This is a genomic window from Natronogracilivirga saccharolytica (assembly GCF_017921895.1).
GTDB lineage: Bacteria > Bacteroidota > Rhodothermia > Balneolales > Natronogracilivirgulaceae > Natronogracilivirga > Natronogracilivirga saccharolytica.
The window spans coordinates 189,457-212,070 of record NZ_JAFIDN010000007.1 but is presented as its reverse complement, the minus strand read 5'-3'; the positions used below and the strand labels follow the sequence as shown (position 1 = coordinate 212,070).

The window sequence follows — 22,614 nt, the reverse complement described above, 5'->3', positions numbered from 1 at the left end:
TTGGCTATGGCAATCATCCGCCATTCCAGTTATGGTGCATCTCGGAGCAGGGGCAGTACACACCGATACCTCAGTTTATTTGGCTGTTTATCCGACATCAAAAAAATCCAGGGCAGCTGCCGCATCCAATCAAGCGGTGTGAGTTCGGCGTTGCGGTCTATTGCGTCGGGATATGATCGGTCAATGCCGTCATAGTGAAACAACACAATCACAGACTCTTGCCATCGGAACTCAGTTATACGCCGGGCTTGCGGCAGCTCCCGGTTTTAAATTGCTTGCTTCATATTCATATTTAAAAATTTCTGTTCATGGAAGGGTTCGCGGCGTTTAAGCATATAATAAACCGCCGTACCGAGTCGCTTTGCTATAATGGTTAAGGCTTTTGATTTTCCGTGCCGACTCACCAGGCGATGGTAATATTTCCGGGCCTTTTGGTTGCCCCTTATATACAGCAGCGAGGCTTCAGAAAACGCCCAGCGCAGATGAGCGTTTCCAATGCGTGCACCGCTGGTTCCATAATTCTTACCGGCCGATTGCTTCTGTGCTTTGACCAGCCGGGCATAAGAACAAAACTCGCCCCGAGTTGAAAATCGGTTGATCTGACCAACTTCATAAAGGATGGTCAGGGCAAGTACATCGCCGACTCCTTTTATACTTTTTAGCAGGTGAAAACTTGTTTGATCATGATCGGTGGCAAGCGAGAGAATCTTTTTATCCAGTTCTTTGATAATCGGATCATAACTGTCAATGAGTTGCAGATCGGTCTGTACGATGCGGCGTACGACCAAATCGGGAAAATGACCTGGAATGTCTTTATCCCGGCGCCGATCCGACCTCGAAAGACTGCCCAACGATTCCAGATTGTATTGGGTCATGGTGTTCTGAATGTGGGCTAACAGTTCAGCTCGCTTACGCACAAAATGATTGCGACGTCGCATAAGATCTCGCGTGGGGCGCATTTGTGCCGGATATACATAGGCCAAAGGGAAGTTGCCACCACGGATCAACCGGGCGATTTTCAGCGAGTCGACCCGGTCGTTCTTGGTTTTGACACCATGAATGGCCCGCATGTACAGAGCGTGCCCCAAAACAAAATCAATACCCTCCTGTTGACATAAATCAGCCAGCCAGTACCAGCAATAAATACATTCCACCCCAGCTGGTTTCTGACTATCTCAGACAAATCAGGAGAAATCATCTGCTCGGCTTGTCAATGGTGAAAAATAATGATATCGACAAATTTATTTCAGCCACGTTGTACCCTTCGGGTAATGATCACTTTCAGCACGCATTGAGCGACTACCGAAGTCATCTTCACCCAAGTGCACAGAAAGATGTTTTCGGCTGTACTTTTTAACAATACATAAGCATTTTAAACGGAGATAGTGAGATTGAAGCCTGGAAAGAATATTTAAGTACGAGGTATCTTTTTTAAATGGCCGTATAACCAGACCGACAAACGAAGTCCGTTACGGAGGATATAATGAAAATCAAGTGCATCGCCGGTTTTGCATCAATAACAAAAGACCCGGAAGCCAGTGCGTCTCTGTACCAGAAGGTGCTGGGGCTGCCGCTTGAAACGATGGACGACTATCGTTTCATGGATAAGTTTCCCGGAGCGAATCATTTTGGTGTATGGCCCCTTTCAATGGCCGCCCGGTCGTGTTTTGGGCAGGATGAATGGCCGGAGAGAGTTCCTGAGCCCACCGCCACTATTGAGTTTGAGCTGGCGGATGTCGCAGCTTTGGAGGCGGCCGTACAGGAAATGAAACAGAATGGGCAGGAATTTCTCCACGAAGCCCGGACCGAACCCTGGGGACAAACTATTGCAAGGTTCATGAGTCCCGAAGGTGTTTTGGTGGGACTGAGCTATGCGCCATGGCTTCATGAGTGAGCGCCTGACCATAGCGTAGACGAGGATCATATTGTCCGCTGGCGCTCCGGACTCGTCCGGTCACGCATAACATTAGCGCACCACCTCAACATCAACAAATGGTTGACAGAATGACCCTCACGGAAGAACTTTTTTAAAGCAGAGAGCCGGATTTCTCGTGGATTACACGGCTGCTTAATAAATCCTGCCATAAATCTCTGACCTGCATCAAATAACATAAACAGACTGATATGAACCTGAATCGGAGTGAAGTGACCGTTCTGGATGGTGGAATGGGACAGGAGCTTCGTCGGCGCAGCAACCGGCCGGCATCCCCGCTCTGGTCTGCCCAGGTCATGCTGGATGAACCGGATCTGGTTGTGGAAGCCCATCGCGATTTCATAGACGCCGGGGCACGTGTCATCACCTTGAACACCTACAGCGCCACGCCGCAGCGTCTTGCCCGGGACGCCGACCCGGGGTTGCTGGAACCGTTGCATGCTTCTGCGCTGGATGCAGCCCGCAAAGCTTGTGAACAAAGCGGCAAGGATGTCCGCATCGCAGGTTGTCTGCCTCCGCTTGTTGCGAGCTACCGTTCCGAAATTGTACCTGACAATGCTGCCTCTCTGCGGTCCTACCGCCAGATAGTTTCGCTGCAGGCCCGGGGAGTCGACCTCTTTCTTTGCGAAACCATGTCCGTTACCCGAGAAGCCCGTGCGGCGACCATCGCTGCCAGGGAGAGCAACCTGCCGGTATGGGTGGCTTTTACTGTGGATGATGATGACGGCAGATTTCTGCGCTCCGGTGAGTCTCTGACCGAAGCGGCGGAAGAGATCGCATCTGCTGGTGCGGAGAGTATACTGGTAAACTGTTCTGTGCCTGAAGCGGTAACCACTGCCATGGATGTTCTCGCAAAAACCGGTGTCGCGTTTGGAGGCTATGCCAACGCTTTCGCATCGGTGGATGCACTTGCTCCGGGCGGCACGGTGGATGTATTGGAAGTGCGCAAAGATCTGGATCCCGTTTCATATGCGGAACACGGGCTTGGCTGGGTCAGACTGGGCGCCAGCATAGTGGGTGGTTGCTGCGAGGCAGGTCCTGAACATATCAAGGCTTTGACCGGCAAGCTGATCGACGCGGGATATGTAACTGAGCAGTAGCCGTCTTACAGTACTTATTCACCGTGACAAACAGGTTGTCGCTGTCACTTAGCGCAAATATCTCCGACAGTCAAGTGAAATCCGATTTGCAAATGCCGCTGCATAACCGGAGCTCTGACATTCCGTCATTGAATGATTTCATGTGTAACAATACAACAACTTCAGCCGGATCTTATTGAAATCCGCCGAGTTGCAGGTCATCATGAATATTTTAGATTACGTTACGCCTGTGCTTTAGGCAGCCGAGTGCAAACCGCATCACTTTTATATTCTGATTTCTTAGATCACTTTCAAAGGATTATTTTCAAAGTAATGAAGTGCATTTACGTGTAGTTGATATGAACCGAATTCTCATCCTTTAATGGCCCATTCCCATGCATCTGAAAAAACATATCATTCCGCTCGCTGCATTATTTCTGCTTTTTTCCTGTGATCTGATGTCGGATCACAAGCTGATATCTGATGAGCCCGGCGAGGAAAATGAGGCCTGGGTGGAGCAGGTTTTTTCAGGCGGACAACAATGTGATCCTGATGATAATTATGAACCTCCTGATACGGAAAAGCTTCTGAAATCCAGAGGAATTGACCTATTTGATACCGACAAGGAACACTTGGGAGTCTGTGGTGCCTGCAGCTGTCCTTCCTATGCGGCCATCCACTATGCCCTGATTCACACCGATGACGTGGAAAAGGCAGAAAAAATCGGCTTTGAACTATCCGAAGGCCCGAACCAATAGCCTTTTTTGCCGGTTTACGATGATTTTGGAAATATGACCGGATTAATAGTACTTTAAAAATGAATTGCGTTGAGTCAGTACTACTCAGGTTATGAAAACCACTAAGTGCAGTTTGCTGTTTACATGCTGCCTCATCGATTGGATGAGAAAAACGCGTTTGATTTTTTTCAGCTGCTTGCGAAACCGTAACGGTTTCTTCTTTCTGCGCATCTTGTTTCTCCCCTTGTGCTTTCTGCTGTCATTTACAGCGGGTGTGCCGGTTTTTTCACAGCAGATGATTCTGGAAACGGATAAAACCGAATACGAATACGGGGAAACCATTGAAGTCCGTGTTTCCATCTTCAATGACACCGACTCGACACTTTACTACACTGCAAGCGGCGGCAAGGGCGGTACCTATATAGGAATCAACTCCGTGCAATTCCAGACCGTCCAGGATGGCATGGGCTGGGAGTACGAATTTGAAGCTGGGTACACGTACAGCTGGATATGGGAACTTGATCCTGCCAAACACGGGGTTCCGGACAAAGACGGAAAACAGGTAATCCATGGTCAGATTAACGGAAGCTTTCAAAATGCCCGTTTGTCGAAGCGCAAGGATTCACTATTCTTCCGCCGGGACCGCACACAGTCGTTTGGGAACCTGCAGGCATATCCAGTGGCACATACCTGTATCGCCTTGCCTTTGATGATGTAGTGCGGACCAGGCAAATGACATTTGCGAAGTAAGATAAATGATCCACTTCTCGTATTTGGCAAAAATTATTCCCGGTAAATTTTCAGGCAGACCGGGAGCAGATCCCGGAACATAATTGGCCTTCACCGTTTCTGCGGAAGCAAAAAGCCGCCAGCTGTCTGTTCAATTATTGATTAATCTGCCGGCTTCTTCAAAACGATCAGCTTTATGCAAGGCCTCAATCAAAAAGGCTTTCAACGTTTCATCACGGGGCCGTGCCCGGTAGCGCGCCAGCCACCTGTCGCACAGTATGTCCAGTTCTCCCTGCGTCCGGTACAACCTGATCAATGCCCGGTAAGGCTCCGGAGCATCCGGAGCCAATGCACCTGCACGCTCCCAGGCTGCGATGGCACCAATTGGGTCTCCTTGTTCCTCCAGTATGCGGGCCTGCTCTTTGTGCGCTTCCATCAGCCTTGGTGCAAACCTGACAGCATCTGACAGATGAGAAAGTGCTTTGTTTTGGTGTCCCTTTGAAGTATAGTATACACCGGTTAAATAATGGAGCCTGCCAGATGTCCGGTATGTTGTCAGCAGATCATCAATAACCGGATTAACCGTGGATTCGCTGAAATTTCCGGTGAACCAGAGAAAAGATTCTTCCGCCAGCCGATCCAGTTTATCCAATTCTCTGAAATCCGCTTCACCGCTTGTGTAAGCTTGCAATCCTTCCTGCTGAATCCGGGTGTCAAGGGCCTGGCGGTGTTCCGCCATTGCTGCGAGCGTTCTGTAAAGAGCCCTTTCCGCCTGTAAAGCAGCTTCTTCAGGGTCTCCCTTTTCCAGAAAAAACCGGGACAAATACAAATTGGCTTCGGGATCATCTGCCCCCCGGTTAACAGCCTTTTGCAGATACTCAAGAGCTTCTGATTGTTTGCCCGTTTTTTTTGCCGCCACACCGAGACGAAGATAATATTCCGGATGAACGACACCGGCTGTCAACAGCAAGTTTCGATAAACCGCATAGGCTGCTTCCCATTTGCGACGGGTTTCAAGGTTTCTCCCTTTCTTGAAATGCACTTCATCATTGTCCGGAAAGTGTTGTGTGAGCTTTTGGTAGATGTCATATGCAGCCTCAAGAGAGTCCTGAGCTGCGTAAGTGTGCGCTATTGCAAGCCGGTATTTGAGTTCATCACCCGTTTCAAGTGCAAGCGAATCATAAACAGCTCTTGCGTGCTGCCACATTTCTTCTGACTCATATGCCAGTGCAATATTTTTGGAAATTTCCGGTTCGTCCGGAAACTGTTTTTCCATTTTCCGAAGTACGGCGATCCGGGCTTCCGTGTGAAACTGCCGCTCATATATATCGGCCAGCATGTGATAAATCTGCCGCTTTTCCGGGTGACGTTTCAGAAGATCTTCGAGAACTGTGAGAGCTTCGGCTGAACGCTGATGGGCGTGCAACAACCCGGCATATATCAAGCCGTTGGTTACATCTTCCGGAGCATTCTGGTACAGCTCCTCATACTGGTCAAGCAACGCCTTCCGGTCATCCATGCGATAGTAGATTCCGGCTTTCATCTGCAGCAGTTCCGTATCATCCGGGAAAAAATTACGGGCGTAATCGACTGCCTGAATGGCCTCTTTATACGCCTCTGATTCCGTCAGCAGAAAGATAAGGGCTTTGTGCACCTGAACTGAATCTTTCAGATGTTCAACTGCCTGCCGCATCTGACTGACAGCTGTTGTTATTTGATTTTCCTGAAAAGATCTTCCCGACAGTGCCTGATAGACAAGACCTATTCTCTGATCCACCTGCTCATCGGTTATCTCAAGAGGCTTCAATGATTTGCTGCGACTGAACTCATCTTTCAGCTTTTTGTATTCATCAAGAGCCCTGCGGAACATTTTCTGCTGCAGCAAAGCCTCGGCATAAATCCAGCGATGTGCGGGTATGGCCGGAAACAGTTCAACAGCGCGTTCAGCCTTTTGCCCGGCAGTCAGTGCATCGCCTGTTTCCAGATAGGATGAAGCAAGCAGCAGATGTGCATCTGAATGCTGCGGATACCGTTCGATGACCCGCTCCAGTGCAAAGATAGCTCTGTAATAGTCTCCCTGCTGATAAAGCCGAAAACCCTCCCGAAATTCCGGAGGTTTCGCACCGGCCCAAGCTGCTGAAAAGAAGATAATCAGTACCGGTATGGCATATTTGCAGATTTGAAAAACGGCATTATTCATTGTCACATTAACTCCCGGCTCTCACAGGCTCACTCGGTCTGCTTTCATTTCCTGAAATATCCACGGCCCGGATGCGGTACCACATCTGTACGGGGTGCTCTTCAACAATCACCCGTGTATCTTCTATCGGGTCTTCCGTCAACGGCTCATACACCCCTGTCGCCAGACCGGACCGGTAGACTTTATACCCCGCCAGATGGGCGGAAACAACCGGTTCCCAGGAAATTTCCAATCCGTCCTCAATCTCAGCAATGCGAACATTACGTACCTGACGAGGCGGATCATAGTTGCGTACCTGAACCTTATCACTGAACACCGGTTCGCTCTCGTTACCAGCCGAATCCACAGCACTCACAGCGTAACGGTATTCCATGCCCAATTCTACGGTTTCATCTCTCAAGCGTCTTTCCCGGACGGGCAGGCGTCTGAAATGAGTCAGTTCGTTATCCGGTGTCTCCCTGGCCACATTATAGTAGACAACCGCACCGGAAGGAGTCTGTGTCCAACTGACATTGACCCGGATACCGTCATGATTTACAGCCATGACATTACCCGGCGGTTCCGGCGGAGTTACCAGAGGTACTTGCAAGAGTATTTTTGTTGTGTCACTGAAATTACGGGAGCTGTCGGCTGCCAAAACTCCGTATTCATAGAAAACACCCTCTTCAAAACCGAGACCTCCTGCACCGGGATCCATAAACTCATTCCGGCGGTAGTCATCATGCGTCAGCTGATCAAAAATGGTTTCTCCTGCTTCTGAAATTTTTCGGCGAAGTACAATATATGTCCGAAAATCCCGGGGTCGTTCTCCTACAGCCCATCTCAAATGGACTGTCCCTTCATCTTTCAGGAATTCGGCCCGGAATTCTTCCGGGGCCGGAGGCGGAGTCCGGTCGGGCACATGCCGCATTGCTGCAGCGCTCATTGCACTTTCATTGCCGGAGAAATCGACGGCAGTTACCTTGTAGAAATAGCGTACATTTTCCTCAATATCACGGTCTCTGTAAACGGGGAAAAAAGGATCGACAAGATCTTCCTGAAGTAATTCAAACTCACCTGACAAATCGGTACTGCGATAAACCCGGTAGCCGGAAAGGTCCGGTTCCGGGCTCACCGGCCAGGTGACTTCAATAACATCTTCCACGAATTGTGCGGCAACGTGTTCAACAACACCGGGCGGGATGTTATCTTCGATGAAGAAATCCACAATTTCCCCTGCAGGTCCTTGTCTGCCGGTGATGTCCACGGCGGTAATCGTATACTGTACCGGTATTCCCAGTCTGCTGGTGGTAAAATGGTGCACATATTCGGTTTGATTGTCATCCCGGAGAATAAACCGGGTATTGACTACCCTGAAATCATCGCGGTCGGGGCCGGATTCCAGGATTTCAAACCGGATAACCTTATCATCCACTCTTCCGGATGAAGGATAGTGCCAATTGATGGTCATGGCATAGCCGTCATTGGACAGCTGAATATCTGACGGTGGTTCAGGGATCATCTCTTCCAGTGTAACATCTTCCTCCAGTACTGTTCCTGTAGGCCGGCCGAGATCATCCACAAACTCAATACGGTAGGAGACTTTTTCTCCGGGGGCTGCGGTGGTATCGATATAAAGACGCCCCAGAGCTGCGGCCACTTCCGGATGAACAAAAGTATACAGTCGCCCCAGAATGGAGTTTGACCGGAGAGCAAAAAATGTCTGAACCGGGTTTTGGGCTTCAAGCGCGGATTGTACCTGTTCATACAATTCACCCAGAGCGGATGGCAATTCGTCGGGATAAACCACTCCCTGAACCGGAAATTCATTCAGGCGGACAAACTCATCGACCCCCTCATCCCGGCGATAGATATTGAACCCCTGTCCGACAGGCACCTGCTGAATATGGTAGACAAAAACACTATCGCCCCTCACTGCATGGCGCAGCCGGTCGGCATCAATCTGTGCTGCTGCATCATTCCAGATGAAGACTGCGGATAGTGCCAGCACCGGTGCTAGTACAATTGCTCTTTGCATGCCGGCCGCCAGTAAGCTTGTTCTATTTATCACATCATCCCTCAGGCTTAATTATCGTAAAAGGAGCAAGGGTTGCTCCAGCTGAAACAGATCTTTGTTTACTGGTGAGTAATGAAAGGACGGTGTCCGGGTAACTGTGGTTTGCATTCCGTTGCCATTGGTCACTCTCACATAAACCTTAAGTTGCTGATAGTCATGGTCTCCGATAGCAACCGTCTGACTTCCGCCAAGGGTACCGTATTGAATATGTCCGATCGGGAATAAGTCCGTCCAGCCGACGACATTGGCTAATCTGGGAGTTAAACTCCGCAACCTGTCATCATGATAAGATGTATCGACCACCCGGTACTCTACCCTGGAAATACCGCTTTGCGGATCCCGGATGTTGCCTACCTCTATAGTCATCGAATCACCGGTTCTGCTCAGAGATACCGACGGGTTCAAAGGCGGTGTGGTATCATGAGCGACCCAACCGCTGTGTCCGGTACCTGAAACGGTTCCCTGATGATTGACGGATCGCAGGCGCAGATAAAGCCTGGTGTTCACCGGAATGTTATCCAGCGGGATTTTCAGATAGGGAGCAGCAAGACTGGTGGCAGACTGTCCGTGCATGGCAAACATTTTGTACCTCAGCAATTCCTGGCGTACCTCATATGTCCCAAGCGGGGTCCATGGAAACAGATTTTCGGCAGAGTGGTGCGTGCCTGCTGTGAATTCATAGCGTGCGACATCGGTTTCCCAGTCCAGCGACGGACGGATCAAGTGGAAACCGATACCGTCCGGTTTTCCACGGGCTCTGATTACCGGAATAGACGGCCTGGTCGGATCCAGTGCCACAATCGGTCCGACCTGAGCAGCTGTTTGACTTCGGTTGCCGGCATTGTCAACAGAGCGGACAAAAACATATATTTCATCGGTAAAGCTAAGCGGTGCCTCGCTGAAAGAAGCCCGGGTATCGCTGGTAAAGACTACATCATCCAGGTTCATAAAGGCCGCTTCATCGTCATTATCAGTCGTGATTACATATTCATAACCATGAATACCCGACAGCTGATCGGTTGCTCCGGACCAGTTTATCGTCATCATCGGCTCAGCTACCGACATGGGTGAGGGGTCAACAAATTGCTGATCACTGGTGGTTGCTGCCTGAGTTATGTGTAACAGACCGTCGACCGGGGGCATTACGATGTCTTCATCGGTTATGAGAGGAGCTGATGGCGGCTCAGCATCAAACCGGATGGGGTCAGCCACTTCCCTGACTTCGCTTACCAAATCCACTCCGTTTATCGCCCGCACACTCAGATAGTGAGGTGCGGTCTCCAGGTGCAGGTGTCTGATGATTATTTCCTGAGTCAGGTTCTGACCTCCGTAGGTTACCTGATCCGGCTGAATGACCTCACGGCCCGGAGTTCGTGTCCAGTCCTTGATATCTGTTGCTCCCCTGGTACTTCCAAGTGCGTACTCAAAGGCTGCAATATCCGATTCTGCATCAAAGGAGCTTGCAACGAACCGCAGTTCATCCGGCAGATTAGTCCAGTAGCAGCGCTCTGTCCACGTATGGAATCTTGCCCCGGCCGAATGTATACGGTTTCTTACCGTCTGATTGTAATCCAGACTAACCACCGGCGTGGAAGGGGGGGGCGTATCGACGGCTTCGATATTCTGCGACACGCCATCGGCTTCTGCATAACCCTGGTAACTTGCGTATTGATCAACTGCAGCAGAAAACGTAGCCGGACGGCTTATGGCAGTTCCTGAAGGTCCCCTGACCCGGATTACAGCACGCATATTCCGTACAATTTCTTCTGAGTGTTCTTTGAACAGATACCGGGTTACATCGGTTTCATCACCGGCGGACAGCAATCCGTCCACAAAAACGCTTGCGACGGTACCCGGTGCCAGATAATAGCCGGATTCCACAATGTTACCGGATTCATGCTGTGCATTCCAGCTGAGGGTGACTTTATTGCTATAACCGGAGAGGTTTTTGTTGACCTGTATTCCGGTGATGCGTGGCGGCATCAGCAACTGTTCCAGCTCTTCCTTCATTGACAAGAGGTCAGCGGCTGCTTCTTCACCTGCAAGATCAGCCCGCCGGCCGGCATAGATATCCACCATACCGTGGAGGCTCATCGTCAGGGAAGCTTTAATTTTGTAGATTTCATCAATGGTAGTTGTAAAGGCCTGATGTGCTGCTTCCAGCTCCTGAATACCTTCGCGGTAAATAGCGGAAACTGAGTCGGCCTGAACCAATGAGATATCACGCACTCCTTCCAGCCCCATCCTTGGCATTTGATACCAGAACTCAATGCCCTTTTGAACAAAATTGATAAACAGACTTTGAAGGTCATCTGAAGCAAACCCCTCCATTTGATCAATGAAGTTCTGCCTTTCCGTCAGGGCTTCATCAGCGGTGGTTCCAGGATCCAGGCTATGAACATAGAACTGTCTGTAGGCAGCTACCTCTATAAGTTTATTTACCGTCTGATCCGGAAGATAATCAGCCAGGTTATAAGATATGCCGGGAGCAAGCCTCAGGGAAGTGGGATTGATATTACCGGGAAACTGGGTTATCCAGTAATCAAGCCGGTGTTCATGGATGTAGTTAAAAGCCAGACTGAAGTTTGTTCCATACAAGTTGACAAAGTTTTCAAAAGCTTCGGTCAGCATGTTTTCATTTCCCCGGATAACTGCCTCACGAACCGAGGCAGCTCCTGTACCGAGCCGGAGGTTGTGAAAATCAGACAGTTGTTGTCCGGCCCACCTGTGAGTACTCCGGCGATGGGAGACATAATTTCCGTAGAAATGGTCAATGGCTTCGGTTGTTTTTGCATATTGCCGTGAAACTGAATTGGCTCCGGGTCTGGTGGCCTGCAAGCTGCGGAGTTGACCGGTACGTCCTGGACGCGGAAGAGCCCGGGTGTAGTCTATCACCTGATCTGCCAGGGCCATTTCAATACGGCTGATGTAGCTGCTAACCGAGTCAATAGCTGTCATATAGTAGGCATCCAGTTCATCTACAGCCCGTTTCAAATCCTCAAGAGACTCCCTGTTATGTGCCGCCTGGTCGGGGTCTACCCGGAATGATGGGGGCTGGTTGGTTTCCTGGTTCCAGTTCATATTGACTACCTGGCGGGGATCCGCCACTTCGCCTTCCAGCAGTATACCGGCACGTTCTTCCCACTCCAGAGCCAGTTCATAAGTCTGACTCAAATGTCCCTCCACCTGCTGAATTACATCCATCAGTTGATCAAAATTCTGATCCATAGCAGTTCTCAGGGCAGCCAGCTGATAATCAGATGCCGGCGGCGGGCGGTCTCCCTGTAAGAAGAGGTTGGCAATATTCCTATGTATCGATGGCTGCTCTGCCATCCCCAGCTCATTGGAAGTTATAAAAATAAAGTACATATACTGAATGAACAGAGGCGCTCCGGCCAGTCTTTCCCCGGCTGCGGCAAGTACTTCCTCACTCATCATCAACACTTCCGGCATATCTCTGAGGGCTCCGGCGGCGGCAAGTGCTTCGTTCATCTGATCCCCCATTTCCCCGGCTTGCCTGCGGGCTTCGGCAATGAGTTCGTCGTACTCGCTGTTGGAACCGCGACCTCCCCGGAATCTTCCGTCCTGCATCGATACCCACACCGTTACATCTCCTGTATAAACCCATCTGACACTAACATAAGCGTTGGCTGAAGCGTATACGAGATAGCCTGCATCCACAATGAGTGCTCCTTTCAGGCTGCCTCCGATACTGGCCACTTGAAAAAGAGTTGCTTCAAAACCTATTTCAACATAAGCACCGAACTGTCCGCCATAAATCCACCAGATAGCCCCTTCCCAATTGCTGCTTGCAGAAATAAGCCAGACGTCAAAACCCTGTGCCACTTTCACTTCTGTATAGAATCCTCCGGTACTGATCATAAAAGCGGCTTCTGCGGTTGCAATACCTCCGATGATATCCAGGTAGCCGTCACCATGAATGGCCCAGTGTACGGCCATTTCATCGTCTGTGCTGTTTTGATGATCTTCAATAACGAAGAAATCGATAGCAATTTCACCTGAAAGAATGGAGGCGTAATCCAGCCGGGCGCCGACACCTCCGGCAATACGAAGAACGGGAGTCCATTCTGCTTCCAGATACATACCCGCTGTCAGCCGGCTGCCCTGACTGAGCAGCGTTCCCTGCACATCCATTGCGAACCACTGATCCGTAATCAAAATCATGGTTCTGCCGTCAACAGCATAAGCACCGCCTACACCGACCACTCCTGCTCCTGCTACCAGAGCGACGGCAAAATCATAGTCTCCGGATTTTTCCACCCAGGGCTCAGTTTCGCTGTAGAAATCATAATCGGTCAGAGCTGCCACATCTTCAAAGTCCTGATTAGTGGCATTATAGAAAAAACCACCTCCAGCTTCTGTAAGAGACACCACACCGGGAAAGAGCGGAATATCGGCCTGAACGGATACAAATATTCCGAAACTGAACTGATTATTCAATGTCGACATACGTCCCATTGCAGCCAGTCCGTAACTTTGTCCTGCTGCAGTTTCAAACGATCCGCCACCGGCTACCCGCATCATAAAACCATTGGGCTGATGTTCATACTCCAGGCTGGCAAAAAGGCGGGCGTGATCGCTGAATTTTAAATCGACACCTTCAATATTCAGATACAGGGATTCCGAAGTGCGATAATAGAAGATCTCTTCAATTTCGCCGCTGAATCCGCCTTCAACAGATATACTGACGGCGCTGCCGTTGTCGCTTGCAAAGCGAAGAAACTCATTGACATAAAAGGATTCTTCCGAACCTCCGGGATTACTCTTGTCGTCTCCGTCCTGGCGAATTACAGTAATTTGTTCATTTCTGCCCCAGTCAAAACTGCCGACTTGCACACTTATGGCACTGGCAAAACTGAAACCGCCGCCAGTCACGTTACCCATTGATCCGATGCCTGCGGTTGTAATTTCGAATCCTTCAAGTTGCAGGCCGGCTCCTCCCACACCTTCCAGCAGAAAACTGGCGTTGGCATCCAGTGAGACTCCGAACAACGCATCTGCTGGATTTGTCAGGTAGGTGTTACTAATCGTCAAGGCAAAGAATCCGGTTTCAAACTGGAAGTCCGGTGTATTGGTGATATCCCATTCCAGTTTCTGATCTGCCATCCGGTATCTGATGCCCCATGTTTCTGAGCTTCCGGGCTGACCGAATTGAATGACATTGCCGTTGATATCGATCTCTGCGGATGCAAAGAATGTCATCTGCGAGTGAAATATATTGTCGATTTTCATTCCGGCTCCGGTGAGTCTGAATGTTGCCAGATCTCCAAGCCCTGCGTACACATTCTCGATGACAAAAGCCGGTCCGTCTACGGACACATTGCCCTGATGATCCACAGTGATGTGCATGGGAGCGGAAGCCGAAAGCGGGTCGGGCAGGGTTGCCTGGGTGGAAGCTGTCAGCATCACCATGCCATCCTGAATGTTGAGCTGAAGTGCGTTGAGTACCAGGTAATCCCCCATCAACACCACCGGGGGATCACCTAAAAGTGCCATACTTCCGGCTCCCAGTTCCAGAGTACCGTCTGTTCCGAGTTTTAAGTCACTGAAATAGAACGGATCCTTTCCTTCGAACAAATTCAGGTTGCCGCTGAGCTCAATAAGCAGATGATTGGCCGGTGTAAGTTCGATATCCAGCCCGGTAATCGTAAGCATGTCGGGCTGTCCGAACATGGTCAGGCTTTGCGGCACCAGGTCGTCTGTGTTTACATTGGCTATCGACACGCCGCTGGTGCCGATCCGAAGCCCCTCAATTCCTACTTCCATCTCATCCCCGGTGAGGTCACTCATCACTATTCTGCCGTCGAGAACAAGGTTAAAATCACCTCCGTCAAACTCGGGGCTCAGAGCGTCCAGAATGAGCCAGGCCTGACCGATAGGCATTTCCTGCGGGGTGATGTGATCCACATCAAGGGAAAACGCCCAGTTATCAGCGGAATAATCGGCTGCAATATGGATTATGGTAGTATCCCCGTCCGCGTTGGTCAGGAATGAGCTGCTGATATCGCCGGAAAACTTGTAGGAAGGATTATCTCCGAAGGTAAGTTCCACCCCGCGAACATCAATGGCAAAGGCTCCGTCCGCAAATGAGCGACTATATACGGCCGGAGCATCCCCTTCGGTATGACTGGTGGTATAGGTACCCACAGAGAATGTAGCATCTGCAAAACCTCCGGGTCCCATCATTATTTGCTCTACGAGAATTTCAAGATCCGTAAGTGCCTCAGGCAGTGTTAATCTGGCATCTGCATACAGCCTGTAGGGTTGATCCGGCAGCTTTTGAAAATGGAGAGCGGTGATTGAGACCGGAAAATCACCGTATTGAGCGAGATTCAGCGGCGTCTGGCTGACATCCACTGAGATGCTGCCGCCGGTGACTTCGTAAGCATCATTGATGACGACATCACTGAAGCTGACATCAATTTGCATTACATCTGCGGGGTCATCGGCAAAAGCGGCAATTACCAGCGGCACGGGCTGGTCGGTATAAATCTCCACCCCTCCTTCAACAGCCCGTGATTGAACAAGATGCTGCCCCTGCTCATTTTTCAGTACAATATATGCAATATCGGGAGACGGGAGGTTAAGCGTATCGGGAAACGGTACTGCCCGGAGCAGCTGATCGGCATGGAAGCCATCGGCATCGAACCAGGCGAGCCGCACCGGTTCATCTCCATCATCCAGCATGAGGTCGGCCCGGCCCGAAGTAACTCCGACTGGCCGGATTCCAACAGCCATTTCCACAAAATGGAGGCTGAGAGCATCATAGGTCTCATCTCCGAAACTCAGGGCAGCCCAGCTAGCGCCATCCACCATCAAACCATCTTTATCAATAGTCAGATCAGGGGGCATCACCAGCCTAAGGCCGTATTCGTAATCCCTTTCGGCATCCGGATCCGAAATTTTCCATTGCGTGGGGTAAAGACTTACATCAATGGCAAATGCACTTAGAATATCCACGCTTCCTGCTGATACCGACCCGTCCCTGAGGTTGAGATTAAAGTCATTAAAATTCGTACTGATTGTACCTTCACCGACGTTCATTGTGCCTCCGGCACTGAATGTCAGTCCGTCAGAATCGATACTTGCCGAATAGACGGTAAATCCAAACAGGGGGTCTTCTATCGGCATATGCCAGGTAAACGAATCACTGATGCCAATGGAGCCGCTGATGATCTCCATATTGATGAGGTCGAAGGTGAGTGCACCGCTTGCGGTAACCGGGCTCATACCCTCCCGCTCAATCACAGCAGATGCTGTACCGGAAAGGAGGGCGCTTTGCGCTCCGTCGGCAAAAGCCAGTTCCAGCTGCGAGGTTCCGAAGCCGAGGCTGAGCGGTCCCAGCACCAGCTCGCCGCACGGCAGAAAATCATCAATGGTACCGTTAAATCCGCCTTCGGAAGACAAACTAAAGGAGACGCGAGAAGTTTCGCAGGCCTCATCATCGCCTGAGAACATTTCGGGCATATCAAAATAGCCGCCGAGCTGAACATCAAACCCCTGGGTGTTTTCATCAGTGGTATACAGACCTCCGCTTATTTCATCGACATGCAAACCAGCCGGACCGAGCGGCAGGAAAACCGACTCCCGTGGAGGTGTATACGGAAGCAGAGAGCCGCTCAGAATTCCGTTGCTGAATCCGACACTGTTTAATGTCAGCGACTGCTGAGCCATCGCCGGGGCGTTATCGCTGAAAGCAGGGAATGATAGTTCAAAATCCATTTCCGGCACCAGTGCGAGCAGATCACCTGGTGAAAAATCGTGGATGTTGATAGTATCGCGTTCCATCCGGAAAGCCAGCGGCTGCAGTCGAAAAACTCCCATATCAAGTGCGCGGGGAGCAAAGCCCGGCAATGAACCGGCGTGAATATCCTGCGGGGGGATCACAATACCGATATCATTGCGTATATCCACATTTTTCAGTGGGATTTCGACAAGATCCCATCCCGGCAGTTTCATTCCTATCGTGAAGTCCAGATCGGCAAAATAGGAGAATCCGGCGGCGGGTGAATAATTCATGCTCAGAGAGGATATCTGATCGACCTTCAGACTGAAGTAAGTCAGATCAAGCACGGCATCTTCGGAAAGAGCGGAAGCCTCGAAACGGGTAACCGAAAAACCCTGATCGTTGAAGCGTGCTTCCATTTCGGCGCTGCCGAGCGGTGTGCCGTCAAACTTATTGATCCGGAACCCGCCGGCCAGATCGAAAACAAAATTCGGATTGCCGGCGGGCAGCATCGGGATATCCACATTCCCGAAAACTGATGACACATGGATTTCCACCATGTTGCTGTTAGGATCCAGCGGGATAGTGGTATCCAGATCAGGCAACGCCACACTGCCCTGTACGCGGCCGTCACTTTGTATATACAGGCTTGCCCCGGCTTCATTACCGAGATCGTGTTCCATAAGTGTCAGGTATCCTTCGAGAAACAGTGCAGAAAAATCTGAACCGTTGATGTTTTGGGTAGCGTACTGAATTTCATTGAGGGTGAGCGGTATGCCAAATCCTGACAGATCGAATTCCGGGCTGTCCGGAGGAACATCAGCATGGACGCTTCCGGCTATATAGTTGCCGGTGGTCGGGTTCAACCGGAAAGCGGAGAGGCTGACGTCGAGTTCAGGGGGGTGCGGCTGATCACCCTGCAGAACCGGAAGCACGAGTTTCAGCGGCTCTCCGGGTTTGGTCTGCATCTCGTAGGTCCCGTCATCCAGCCTATTGAGTTCCACGACGAGCTGCTCGTTCTGCTTTATCTGCAAATAGGCGATTTCTTCGGTAGGCAGCGGGATGCGATCCGGCAAAAACTCGTCACCGAAAAAGGAGAAGTCAGGCCGGAACCCCGAATGGTCAATCATGGCAATCCGCTGGTTATCCCAAAATATATCGGCCTGTCCTTCTCTCACTCCGAATGGTGACAGTCCCATGGCAAAATCGTCGGTGAACACCACTTCCAGATTTTCGAAGGCAAATTCTCCGAAATGCAATGCACCACTGGAGCTTCCGGAGGTGTGAAGACCCCGGCTGTCAATAATTACCGTACCCGCAAGCTGCATCAGAACACCCGGAGTCAGCGACAGAGTCGTATCACTGAGACTTGCTGAATAGGTTAGTTCATGGGTTTGTTCGTCAATTCCGGCTTCAAACGTAAACACTTCATCCAGGACGATACGTCCGCTTATTACCTCAAACGAACGCCAGTCGACCAGGAGTTCATCGAAGGTGACTCCCATGGTTTCGGCTCCGAGCTGCAGGGACTGGCGGCCGTCGATGAACAATCCCTCTCTGGTCAATACAGCGGAATCGACGATGAATACGAGAACGGAGTTTTCCTTCGGAATGGCCCACTCAAAAGGACCTTCCAGCTCAAACTGCATGTCTGAAAAATCACCGGTGATGAGGTTCAGCAGAAATGACCCCGAGGCTGATTTATCTTCACCGAGATCAATAACCGCACTGCCGGATAATATCGCTTCTGCCTGTCCGCCTGCAGCGTAAGAAAATGACAGATCCGACCGGGTAACATCAGCCGTATAGGGTCCGACTTCAAGCGGGACAGCAGGAGCAAAGTTCTCAATCCCGCCTGTAAACCCGGAAGCGGTAGAGGTAAAACTGACATGATTGCGGATTTTTTCAATTTCGGGCGGTTCTTCGACAAAGGGAATCCCCAGGAATATCTCAGCATCAATGTCGAGGTCTGCGACCGGTGTCAATGCACCGTCTTCAAAAAGAATGGCGAGTTCACCACCTATGTCATGGATTTCCAGAGCATAACCGGCGCCGAAATCCCAACGACAATCCGTCATACCCTCCATGTGAACTTCTCCTCTAACGGCTTCTCCGCTAATGTGCGCGTTGAAAATATCAATGGAAGTATTTCTGAGCCCTTCCGGATAAGCGGGGATATCCGGTAAACGCATCCCGGCATCGAAAGAAAAAGCCCACGGTCCGGCACCGGTTCCATCCCACTCAAACCAGGGAAATACAAAATTTTCGAGGGAGAAATTTTTCAGGGCGAGCTCCAGATGATCCAGAGCAACTGTCATATGAGGCTGAAGGATCGATTCATCGAATGTTACTTGTGGAAACTGAATGCCGGCAGGAGTAACTGTGATATTTTCAATCACCGGTATTTTTACATTTGGTGCCGTTGGCAGAAAGAGCTCCGCATCAAAATTGAACTCGAAATCCCAGTCATCCGGTGCGTGATATTCAAGAGCGGTCAACCCGGGGTTACGAAAAGCCAGATTAAGGAAGCCGAGATTCAGGGAAGGCTCAGGCAGTACACAATCTGATCTGAAGTTGCTCATGTCAATACCATCTTCATCCGAAAGCATCAATGTTCCTGACGCACCGCAGTATCTCCCCTGTTCTCCATCCAGTAACATACCGAAACTGCTCCGGATACTTGCGGAGTAGCTGAACTCCCCTTCATCCTGCCATGAACCGGTTACGTGTCCGTTAAAATCCTGAAGTGTGATTTTGAGTTTATCCGAATCTTCTGCGGGATAGAACGTCTCGTCAAGATTACAATTAATGTATGTTGTAAATGTATCTTCACCGAGCGACATGGAGGGTATTTCACAACTGACTTCTCCTATGGTCAGTACCCTGGCAGTTGCTGTGACATTGCCATCCGGAAAAGTTGCGGTTATTGCGGTTAAGCCCAGTTCTAGAGGCTTAGTCCCGGTTAATGCAAGAAACGACCCTTCACCTGCTTTTGCTGTGACCGTTCCGGATATGCCGCTGCGCTGCAGGGTCAGGTTTCCACTTGCCTGAACCGTCGCATCCTCCGGTGTAATAATGCCGGCTGATGCCGTGACGCCGGTTCCTGTTCTCCACTGGATTTCTTTCAGTTGCACATAGGAGGCCGCCTGCCCCTTCAGATACTGAAGATCCGGGGCGGTACCCTTTACCGTTCCCCCGAGCAAAACAGGATTGTTGAGTGAGTGTTTTTGAAGCCTCAGGTCTTGTACACTCACCCTCATTTCTGTCGGCTGCTGCCCTTCGAAGTCCATAATGAGAACAGCCTGCCCGTTGAGGACATAGGTGTCCATCGTTTCGCTGACTTCCAGTGCATCCAAACCGGTCAGACGGGCAAAACCGGGAACCAGCACAAGCTCTGAGATTTGCCTAATCTGGTCCAGGGTTCCGGGCTCTGTTTTTTTCCGGTATGTGAATGTATAGATTTCACTTCTGCCTTCATTGCGGATTGGCAGTACTCCTGAAAGATCGAAAGCCGTGATTTGCCAGGCATAATTAACACCTTCTTCCAGTGGTAAAAAATCAGGTGTATAAGGAATATCTGTCCGGCCGGTGACATTTGTGAGAGCATAAGCGCGGTTGCTGCGAATAGCCTGATGCGGAGTTTGTCCCTGAAACAATTCCACAAGCAGCATTTCATAGGAAAAAATTGCCTGTTCCGTGCCGATGACCGGTGTCCATACAAACGAAGGCATATCCTGGATGACATTAGACCCGTCGGATGGAGAAACCAGTACCGGAGGCTGCGGGAACCGGACATTGAAAACGGCCATACCCTGCACATAGCTGATACCTGTTTGCCAAACGGGACGGGCTTCAATACGGATCGTGTACTGTCCCTCAGGCAGCGTACCAGCCTGAACAACCTGGCTGCGAAGCTTGCTGTCCAACTGATCGATGATATCACCGACGTCTTCTTCGAATGCAATATCATCAAAAAACGAGGTAAATATATGCGTACCGGGACGAAGTGAAACAGGTTCGGAGGTGATGTTAATCTGTTCGGCTCCGTCTTTGGAGAGCACAAAATTAAATTCAAACATTTCCGGAGCTGAAGCAGTGGTGTTGTAATTAAAGATTACCTGATACTGCCCTGTCCGGAAATTCTGTTCAAGCTGATCGGTATACGGGGAAGGCAGAGTTGAGGGAATTCCGACAATGGTAACCTGGGTCATGCCCTGCGCTGCTGCAGTATTGTGAAGCATAAAACCGGCTGCCAGCACCACCAAACCCAAAAGAGCTGCCGGCTGTTTCAGGTAAACGGCTATCCGTTTCATCACATTGTCACCATGCATTTTAGAATGTTCTTTGATATCTGAGGCTGGATTCCAGTTCGGTGTAGTCTCCAGCATCCCCTTCAATTGCCTGATTATTGCGGGTCCGGATCAAAAAGTTAAAGGAATCCCTGGCAGTAACCCTGTAGGAGGCATTAAGGTTGGCGTTGAGTTGAAGCATGCTGTTTTTATTTGCAGCTCTGTCAGCTGTTACCGGTTTTACTTCGCTGGTACTGATGTTGGCTCCGGTGTTGAGGTTAATATTCAGAGAGCGCTGAAAAACTGCATAGCTTCCACCAACAGTAATCCCGTATGTATTGCTGGTAAAACGCCCTGAATCGTTTACCATATAATTTCCCGTAGAATTGAGTGTGAGGCCTGTCGGAAGTACAATCGAATAGCTGACAGCAGCCGTAATCGTCTCTGCAGACATATCCTGCAAGTCCGCCCTTGAGAGTTCGTTTTTCAGGGTCATGTATGTGCCGGTAACAGAAACCGAATGGGAGTAATCGCCTGAAATGATGTTTAAAGATGGCTGGAGCATCAGAGTGTGGGAATTCTGAAGCTGATCTATCAATCCGTCCCTTGTCTGAACGTTATCATCGGTACTGATGTCATTTTGGTACCAGCTGTAGCTGGTTATTACCATAAGCCTTTGTGTCAGAGCCGCCTGTATATTCGTTCCAAGTGTGCGGCTGGACTGGGTCTGCAGGCGATTGCCCAGAAGATTGTCCCGGCCCTGAATAACGTTAGCTGAAACGTTGAGCCGGCCATGGAAGAAACGCATGGAAGGACTCACGTTAATGCGTTGCTGATCATCCCGGATACGGCTGAGTCCCAGTGACTGAAAACCCGGCTGGATACGCTCATAGCCAGCAGTGACACTAAAACGCGTCAGTGATAGTTCGGCCTGAGTTCTGCCGGCATAAGTAACACGGGTACTGGTTGTGGGTTTATACAGTTTAGCGAAAAATTCAGGCAACACTTCATCAACAGGAACTTTTTTACTGTTCAGGTCCCGGGTAAACACGGAACCTGTTATTTCACCCTGCACATTGAACCGGCCCCCAAACATACTGATGCGCATATCCGGAGTCACTGTCAGGTTTTCTGACGGGGTTATTAATCCGGCATTACCCAGCGAGTGGCGTTCATCTCTTGAATAATGGGAGCTCAGATGAAAATAGGATCGGTTCTGCCGTCCGACACCGATTTTTCCGGCTGCCGTCCACCGTTCAAATGCCGGCTCCCGGAAGGCCCTGTCATTACTGAGCATGACCTTTCTTTGTGACCGGCCGCCGGCTGCCTCAAAAAGAAAACGGCCGGGATTCATGCGGATGTGCCCGCCTCTCATGGTGACTCCCCTCAAGCCATAATTGGAAATTGCCGGACTCACATCCCCGGCACTAACCTGAAGCCATTGCCAGGCAGCATCGAACTGTACGCTGTTGATATTTTGTCTGAACTGCGACTGATCTGTATTATACAGAACGTTAAGCCCGGACCTGAAGCCATAAGCTGAAAAGTTCAGATTTGCTGTTGTAACATTTCCCCATGGAGCCCGGCGGTTGGCATCAAGAGTAGTTGTGTAGCCATGAGCCACACTTGAGATACTTCCAGACATGCGGAAACTTTCAACATCCGTATCTCCTATCGTACCCTGAGCCAGTGAGAGATACGGAAGTAATAACATACCCCCTGCAGCACTTAGTAATAATTTTTTAAAAGTGTGCAGACCTAAATGCCATATATGTCTGAAAACACGCAGATACACACCCCACCTCCCCTCTCACACAAGTCACAAGAATGATTTTTACAGCATT

10 protein-coding genes are annotated in these 22,614 nt (G+C 50.2%); 5 read left to right on the top strand and 5 right to left on the bottom strand.

Annotated features, from left to right (window positions below):
• Positions 1 to 266 precede the first annotated feature (266 nt).
• On the bottom strand, positions 267 to 1,154 hold the full coding sequence (locus NATSA_RS10315; protein WP_210512318.1) for an IS110 family RNA-guided transposase: 888 nt from the start codon (positions 1,152 to 1,154) through the stop codon (positions 267 to 269).
• Here NATSA_RS10315 and NATSA_RS15900 point away from each other — a divergent pair.
• The 5 genes from NATSA_RS15900 (at position 1,115) to NATSA_RS10295 (ending at position 4,467) form a co-directional block, all read left to right on the top strand.
• Positions 1,115 to 1,357: a hypothetical protein gene (locus NATSA_RS15900; RefSeq protein ID WP_473763343.1), complete on the top strand. Its 243-nt coding sequence runs from the start codon at positions 1,115 to 1,117 to the stop codon at positions 1,355 to 1,357. The genes NATSA_RS10315 and NATSA_RS15900 overlap by 40 nt on opposite strands.
• A gap of 126 nt (positions 1,358 to 1,483) precedes the next feature.
• A complete protein-coding gene (locus tag NATSA_RS10310; protein WP_210512317.1) occupies positions 1,484 to 1,894 on the top strand; it encodes a VOC family protein in 411 nt (136 codons plus the stop codon).
• 230 nt (positions 1,895 to 2,124) lie between these two features.
• Positions 2,125 to 3,033, top strand: a complete 909-nt coding sequence (locus NATSA_RS10305; RefSeq protein WP_210512315.1) for a homocysteine S-methyltransferase family protein — start codon at positions 2,125 to 2,127, stop codon at positions 3,031 to 3,033.
• Positions 3,034 to 3,407: 374 nt separating this feature from the next.
• Positions 3,408 to 3,770 carry a hypothetical protein gene (locus tag NATSA_RS10300; RefSeq protein ID WP_210512313.1) on the top strand — a complete coding sequence of 121 codons (363 nt, stop codon included), beginning with the start codon at positions 3,408 to 3,410 and terminating at the stop codon, positions 3,768 to 3,770.
• 274 nt (positions 3,771 to 4,044) lie between these two features.
• Positions 4,045 to 4,467, top strand: a complete 423-nt coding sequence (locus NATSA_RS10295) for a hypothetical protein (RefSeq protein WP_210512311.1) — start codon at positions 4,045 to 4,047, stop codon at positions 4,465 to 4,467.
• Between the two features lie 162 nt (positions 4,468 to 4,629).
• Here NATSA_RS10295 and NATSA_RS10290 read toward each other — a convergent pair whose 3' ends face one another.
• From NATSA_RS10290 to NATSA_RS10275, 4 genes are read right to left on the bottom strand one after another with little or no spacing between them, the layout of a single operon-like run.
• Positions 4,630 to 6,678: a tetratricopeptide repeat protein gene (locus tag NATSA_RS10290; protein WP_210512309.1), complete on the bottom strand. Its 2,049-nt coding sequence runs from the start codon at positions 6,676 to 6,678 to the stop codon at positions 4,630 to 4,632.
• A gap of 7 nt (positions 6,679 to 6,685) precedes the next feature.
• Positions 6,686 to 8,728 carry a fibronectin type III domain-containing protein gene (locus NATSA_RS10285; RefSeq protein ID WP_210512307.1) on the bottom strand — a complete coding sequence of 681 codons (2,043 nt, stop codon included), beginning with the start codon at positions 8,726 to 8,728 and terminating at the stop codon, positions 6,686 to 6,688.
• An 18-nt stretch (positions 8,729 to 8,746) separates the two neighbouring features.
• The gene (locus NATSA_RS10280; protein WP_210512305.1) at positions 8,747 to 20,869 is read right to left on the bottom strand and encodes a hypothetical protein; all 12,123 of its coding nucleotides are present in this window, start codon (positions 20,867 to 20,869) and stop codon (positions 8,747 to 8,749) included.
• Positions 20,814 to 22,484: a hypothetical protein gene (locus NATSA_RS10275; RefSeq protein WP_210512303.1), complete on the bottom strand. Its 1,671-nt coding sequence runs from the start codon at positions 22,482 to 22,484 to the stop codon at positions 20,814 to 20,816. Before NATSA_RS10275 ends, NATSA_RS10280 begins: the two co-directional genes overlap by 56 nt.
• Between the last annotated feature and the right edge of the window lie 130 nt (positions 22,485 to 22,614).